This window comes from Candidatus Latescibacter sp., from assembly GCA_030692375.1.
GTDB lineage: Bacteria > Latescibacterota > Latescibacteria > Latescibacterales > Latescibacteraceae > JAUYCD01.
On record JAUYCD010000068.1, the window covers coordinates 1 to 6,480 of the forward strand.

General features: G+C 48.1%; 7 protein-coding genes. 2 read left to right on the top strand and 5 right to left on the bottom strand.

The window, feature by feature from the left end; all coding sequences use genetic code 11:
- Positions 1–72: 72 nt before the first annotated feature.
- From Q8O92_04520 to Q8O92_04535, 4 genes are all read right to left on the bottom strand, one after another.
- Positions 73–1,314 (bottom strand): glucuronate isomerase, encoded by a 1,242-nt coding sequence (locus Q8O92_04520; protein ID MDP2982578.1) that lies wholly within the window; start codon positions 1,312–1,314, stop codon positions 73–75.
- 135 nt (positions 1,315–1,449) lie between these two features.
- The gene (queC, locus tag Q8O92_04525) at positions 1,450–2,142 is read right to left on the bottom strand and encodes a 7-cyano-7-deazaguanine synthase QueC (GenBank protein MDP2982579.1); all 693 of its coding nucleotides are present in this window, start codon (positions 2,140–2,142) and stop codon (positions 1,450–1,452) included.
- Positions 2,139–2,519: a 6-carboxytetrahydropterin synthase QueD gene (gene queD / locus Q8O92_04530; GenBank protein MDP2982580.1), complete on the bottom strand. Its 381-nt coding sequence runs from the start codon at positions 2,517–2,519 to the stop codon at positions 2,139–2,141. The genes queC and queD overlap by 4 nt, the downstream gene beginning before the upstream one ends.
- Positions 2,520–2,544: 25 nt before the next feature.
- Positions 2,545–3,279 carry a hypothetical protein gene (locus Q8O92_04535; GenBank protein MDP2982581.1) on the bottom strand — a complete coding sequence of 245 codons (735 nt, stop codon included), beginning with the start codon at positions 3,277–3,279 and terminating at the stop codon, positions 2,545–2,547.
- A 116-nt stretch (positions 3,280–3,395) separates the two neighbouring features.
- On the opposite strand from Q8O92_04535, the gene rlmN reads away from it, so the two are divergent.
- Together rlmN and Q8O92_04545 are read left to right on the top strand one after the other, a co-directional pair.
- Complete coding sequence (rlmN, locus tag Q8O92_04540; protein ID MDP2982582.1) at positions 3,396–4,430, top strand: 23S rRNA (adenine(2503)-C(2))-methyltransferase RlmN; 1,035 nt, start codon at positions 3,396–3,398, stop codon at positions 4,428–4,430.
- Positions 4,431–4,432: 2 nt separating this feature from the next.
- On the top strand, positions 4,433–4,570 hold the full coding sequence (locus tag Q8O92_04545; GenBank protein ID MDP2982583.1) for a hypothetical protein: 138 nt from the start codon (positions 4,433–4,435) through the stop codon (positions 4,568–4,570).
- Between the two features lie 168 nt (positions 4,571–4,738).
- On the opposite strand, the gene Q8O92_04550 is transcribed toward Q8O92_04545, so the two are convergent.
- Positions 4,739–5,953, bottom strand: coding sequence for an MBL fold metallo-hydrolase (locus Q8O92_04550; protein MDP2982584.1), 1,215 nt, complete (start codon positions 5,951–5,953; stop codon positions 4,739–4,741).
- Between the last annotated feature and the right edge of the window lie 527 nt (positions 5,954–6,480).

The following is a 6,480-nucleotide window of genomic DNA, read 5'->3' on the forward strand; positions in this document are numbered from 1 at the left end:
AACTCGATTCAGGATCTAAATGATAATAAAAAGTAACTTTTTCACATGCATTTGAGAATTGGAAACACTAAATCAGGAAATGAATTTCTCAAAGATTCCCCCAAAGAGAAGTTTAACATCACGGCGAACCTCTTCCTCATCAACTCTCCATCCTGAATCAGCCAGATCCAGGTACTTTTCCGCCAGGACATCTCCGATAACCTTTCGAGAGTGACGCCACTTGTACAGAAGCTGGTCAAGAACGCGTGCATCGGAATGCTGGGGTATCATGGAGAAACCGAGAAGCTCGATCCGTTCCCTTGTCATCTCCTCGATGATGCTGGGGTTGTTGAGAAACCACCAGCAGCCGAATACCATAAGGTTCGGGAATTTCCGTGCGGTTACACAGAGTTCATGCTGGTTCTCGCGGGAAAGCATGGTGACCAGGAAACGATTTTCGGGATACAGGGAACAGAGCCGCACCAAAGCATCTATTGAACTTTTGCCCACACTGTCCCCGGCCAGCCCGAGCTCGGGATTGACCAGCTTCTTGACCCCGATCATCATCGCAAACGGGAGGTTGTTCTCTCTCCCCGCAGGCAAAACACAGCGTTCTATAATGACGCCGCATGGGGAGTTTTCAGGAAAGGTAAAGGAAGGGGGTAATGACGCTGCCATGTAAACGGGATGCATCTTTTTGACCCAGTCGGAGAGAAAACGGCGTATCTCGCGGAAAGTCCAGGGGCCGAGACCGTGCTCCACTTCATACCCCCAGGATTTCAGCATGTCACAGGAACGGTTCCAGTCGAGGAGAAGGCGGTCGATGCGGAGGGCGGCGAGAAACCGTGAATCACGCTGCATCTCACGGTTCCATATCGGGCGTTCGGAGTCATCGAACGGATCATTGGTCATAACCACCTGGCGGACATTGGACCTGGCGAACACAATATCAATGTAGTCGGCAGCCCGCAGATCCCTGAAGTAAGAGCGAATATTCTCCAGGTTTCGCTCTCCGGGATCAAGACCCAGCTCCCGGATGCAGGTCACAATGCCCCTGCATGCTTCGGAAATCGGGGAACGTTCGAGAAAAAGGCGCCGCCAGATATAATCAGCCTGCTCTTTTTTGCTCATTGCCCAGAACTGTGCATACGGCATGGGAGCGGCACGGAAAACCTCGGCTATGAGATAATGATATGTCAGGAGTTCATCGATTCCCCAGAGAAGGAGATTTCCGAAATTGGCGTCAAAGATATGTGTATGCACATCGAGAACGGGGGTTTTCTCAACTGTTGATTTGACCATCCGGCTGATCGCATCTCGATCAATAGCTTGCATCTTACTCTCTCCCATTCTAATATTGTATATGCTTGACAAAAGAATTCAAAACATTTAGACATGATTAACAAGATTAACACGACTGGAAATAAAAAGATAAAATCTTGTAAATCATGTAAATCCTGTCTAAAAAATTCATCTATATCTTGTCGGATCCTGTATGCCGGCATTCCTGAACCCTTTTTTACGAAGCTGGCAGCTGTCGCATTCGCCGCAGGCGAAACCTTCCCCGGAGGGATCGTAACAACTGAATGTGAGAGAGTAATCAACTCCAAGCCCCACTCCGGTTTTGATGATTTCCGCTTTTGAAAAGTGGATAAGCGGAGTACGGATGGTAATCCTGCGGCCTTCCACACCTTCTTTGGTGGCGAGATTGGCCATGCTCTCAAAAGCCCGGATGAATTCGGGGCGGCAATCAGGATACCCGGAATAATCAACTGCATTCACTCCGATGAATATGTCATGTGCGCCTATAACTTCGGCCCATCCCAGGGCATAGGCGAGGAAAATGGTGTTACGGGCCGGAACATAGGTGATCGGAATGCCCTGCGCGATTTCACCTTCGGAACGGTTCTTCGGGACTTCGATATTTGAAGTCAATGCCGAGCCGCCGAAAAGCCGTAGATCGATAGTTACCAGCAACCTCCGTTCGACTCCGAATGTATCGGCAATCTTTTGTGCGGCATCCAATTCGCAGGAATGCCTCTGTCCGTAGTTGAAGCTCATGGTGCAGGCTTCAAATCCGTCGCGAATTGCAATAGCGAGCGTGGTGGCGGAATCCATTCCTCCGGACAGGAGCACCACCGCTTTTTTAAAGTTAGTGGTCATGGTTGTTTTTCCTGACGGTAGGTTGCCCTGTACCTGTCGCTTTCAGCGACGGTAACCGAGAGAACAGAGGCGCCGTTTCTGTTTATCTCGTGGGAAAGCCGGTCAAACAGTAGGGAGGCGATGTTTTCGGCGGTTGGATTTACCGTGGAAAAATATTCAAGCTCATTTAAAAAGCGATGGTCAAAATCTTTAACCGATTCCTCAAGTGTTTTCGCTATCACTTTGAAATCCATAGCCATACCCATGTTGTCATTACTTTGCGCGCCCACATTCACCGTGACCTTCCAGGTATGCCCGTGAACACGTCCGCAATCGCCTACATAGCCTCGTAAACAGTGCGCTGCAGAGAACTGGGTATCTACACTGAGTTCAAACATTTCCATGTCCTGAGATTCAAAATGTTTATTTCCCCGAGATTTTCCAGGCTACCCGTGCGAGGGTTTTCTGGTCACGGGTTATTTCGAGAGTAATCGAACGATTATTCGGACCGAACAGATCTTCTTTGAAAAAGGTTATCCGGTTAAAAATCAGGGTTATTTCCCCCCGTATGCGATTTCTGGCCAGTTTTATGCGATGACTGCTTGAATAAACACTATCCTGCTCTGAAACCACCGGAATGGCAACGATTTGCAAAGGTTCGATCATGACTCCCTTTGCATTAACAATATACATGGACCAGAATTTTGGATTGATCGACAGGGAGGAAAATCCGGATTCCATTTCGATACGGATGCGGAATTGTCCGTTCTGTACCTTTTCTCGGAGATATTTCTGACGATATTCAGTATATGCTTTCTCTCCAAGCGAATCCTTCCCGGCCTGGTACCGTATATCCGCTTCTGTCGAGAGGCTGTCCAGGAGTATGGCCTTACAATAAATCTGCTCCTCGTGACTTGGATCCACCCGGCGGATAGAACTGCTGATGGAGCCCGGTTCGATCAAAGGATTGTCTATACGGAACGGGATGGTATACTGGGTCAGAATTTTTTCGGCATCGCTTTCGGTTTTAAATTCCTGATTCCAAACTTTACTGATATCCGCCACCTTATCGGCATGATTGAGATTTCCGGACCGTGATGCGCACGATGACCAGGCCATACCGCAAAAAACCGGGAGAATTATCCAGACTGATTTCATTCTTCCTCCGTTTGTTGCTGAAATATAAAATAATGTGCAGAATAAAGCAAGAATCCAAAAAGGCTTGCGGGTATTACATGAGTTTGGTAAATTCAGAAGCACACAGAGGGAGAAACATGGCGAGGATACAGTTAACCGGGCTTTTACCCGAAGAAATATCCGTACTCCTTCCGAAAGGCAAGGAAAAATACCGGGGGCTTCAGATATTTCGCTGGATTCATGAAAAGGGCGCCCGGTCTTTTGACGAAATGACTAATCTTTCAAAGGCATTTCGGGAAGAAATCAAGGACCGTTTCATCATCGGGACGATGAAGCTGGCAGAAACAAAGAGATCTCTTGACAGTTCCACCGACAAGTATTTGTGGGAGCTTGCCGACGGAAACCATATCGAGAGCGTGATTATCCGTGACGAAGGCCGGGTGACCGCCTGCATATCTTCCCAGGTGGGCTGCAAGATGGGCTGCGGTTTTTGCCGTACGGGGAAAATGCAATTCATGCGGAATCTTGCCGCCGGGGAGATCGTCGATCAGCTTATAAGTATGCGGCGCATGCTGCAAGCCTGCAGAGAAGATATCACAAACGTTGTGTTCATGGGTATGGGCGAGCCGCTCGATAATCTCGATGCGGTGCTCAGGGCATTGACCATAATCATCATGGAAACCGGCCTGTCCATCGGGCAGCAGAAAATTACCCTGTCCACCTGCGGCATCGTTCCCGGCATTATCCGGCTGGCCCGTGAATACCGGCGGCTGGGGCTTGCCATCTCGCTGAACGCCGCAGATGACGAACTCCGGAATAAGCTCATGCCCATCAACCGCCGCTATCCTTTGAAAGAACTTCTTGACGCCGCCCAAGAATTCACCCGTATCACCCGCCGCAGGATAACGTTCGAATATATCCTGATGGACGGTGTCAATGACTCGCCGGAAGATGCGCGAAGGCTCCTTGCCATTGCCCGCAGGATTCCTTCAAAGATCAATATTATCGGATATAACGAGTACGAGGGTTCCCCTTTCAAACGGCCTTCCGACCGGAAGATCGAGGCATTCCAGAAAATCCTTTTCGACGGGAATGTCACCGCGCTTCTCCGCAAGAGCAGGGGGACAGACATTCTCGCCGCCTGCGGACAGCTCGCCGCTAAAAATGATTGATTGTGGAAAACAAGGCTTCGACCTATGGCGAATTCAACAAGGAACAGGCTCTCTGGCGGACAAGCATCATGTTCGGTTATATTCACAGCTCGCCGGATTTCATCCAGGCCTGCGGAAGGCTCAGTCCCAAAAGAGCATAATGTTTTTATTTTACAGCTTTTTCTAAACTCACCCCTTGGTCCCCTCTCTATAATAGAGAGGGGATAACTCGTTGCAGGCCTTATTGTTCCCCCTCTATAGAATAGAGAGGGGGTTAGGGGGTGAGTTTTTAGCGGAACGGAGAAACACTATGTTTTTCAGCGTACCTTTCACCTCATCGGGAACATCGATGAAGCAGCTTTTTTCGTTATCTCTCCGATCTCTTTTCCGAATGCGCGACAGGAGACGAGATCTTCAGCGCGCGGCTGCCATTTGCACTTGATTCCCGGACGGGCCAGAGGGATCGAACACTGACCGAAATGCTCCTCGATTATCCGGACAGACTCGCCGCTCCAGCCATAAGAACCGAATGCTGCCCCGATTTTGTTTTTAAACCTCAAGCCCCGGATATCCTCAAGAATCGGAGTAATGGTCGGCAGAACCCGGTTGTTCAAAGTGGGCGAACCGACAATAATACATGTTGATCGGAAAACATCCACCAGCGTATCATTACGGTCGGTAACCGACATGTTTACAATCTTGTACTGCACCCCGGCGTCAGTAAGCCCGTCACCAATGGCCTCAGCCATGCGGCGGGTGGCGTGCCACATGGTATCGTAGAGAATCACCGCCCGCGCATCCGGTTTCTGCTGTGTCCATTCACGGTATGAATCGACAATCTGCATAGGGTTGTCACGCCAGATTACGCCGTGGCTGGGAGCAATCATTTCAATTGGAAGCCCCAGGGAGAGAACCTCATCAATTTTTTTCGCAATTATATCGCTGTATGGGGTCAGAATATTCACATAGTATTTAAAAGCCTCCCAATAAAGCTCCTCACGATCAACCTGGTCATTGAACCGGTAATTTGTGCAGTAATGCTGGCCGAATGCATCATTGGACATGAGAATGTTATGGCCGGTAAGATAAGTGAACATGCTGTCAGGCCAATGTACCATCGGAGCTTCGATAAAAACCAGCTCGTTTCTGCCGATAGAAATACGATCGCCCGTTTTCATAGGACGAAATTTCCAGGGCTGGTGATAGTGGCCTTCGAAGCTTTCGGCTCCCCTTTTCGATACCACCAGTTCGGCCTGCGGAGCATGGCGGATCACTGCCGGAAGACTTCCTGAATGATCTACTTCCGAGTGATTCGCCACAATGATGTCAATCTTCGCCGGATCGATAATCTCACGGATGTTTTCCAAAAACTGCTCTTCGAAGGGTTCCCAGACTGTATCGACCAAAACCGTTTTCTCATCGAGAATGAGATAGGAGTTATACGTGGACCCTCGGTGAGTGGAAAGCTCATGCCCGTGAAATCTCCGTAATTCCCAGTCCGCGATTCCAACCCAGTATACTCCCTTTTTCAATTCCGTTATCATAATGCCTCCTATTTTTGGAAAAAATCGTCTGCATTCAATAGTTGAAAATTAATTAATCCAGTTATGTCATTTTGTAAGTATTTTTGAAAATATTGCGCTTTATTGCACATTTAGATCCTGAAACGAGTTCAGGATGACACGTGTCATGCCGAACTTGTTTCGGCATCTATATATACGATCACGAATCTTATCTAATTCCAATAAGCGTTCAAAATGGCATGATTTCCAATATTTACCTCACCCCGTCCCTCTCCTAATTAGGAGAGGGTGCCCGAAGGGCGGGTGAGGTTTTACGTCAATTTGAATAAGAATTGGAATATTCGCTTATCGATTTGAAACAGCACTCTTGACATTTGATGCAAAAATATATATGTTTACACCAGTACAACAGATGAATCTTTGAACTGGAGGTAAGCATGAGTAATTATATTGAAATCAGTTTTTTCCAGTTTCAAGAACGGTTTCAGATCGAAGATGATTGTTTTCAGTATTTGAAAAAGATCCGATGGCCGGATGGATATTCCTGT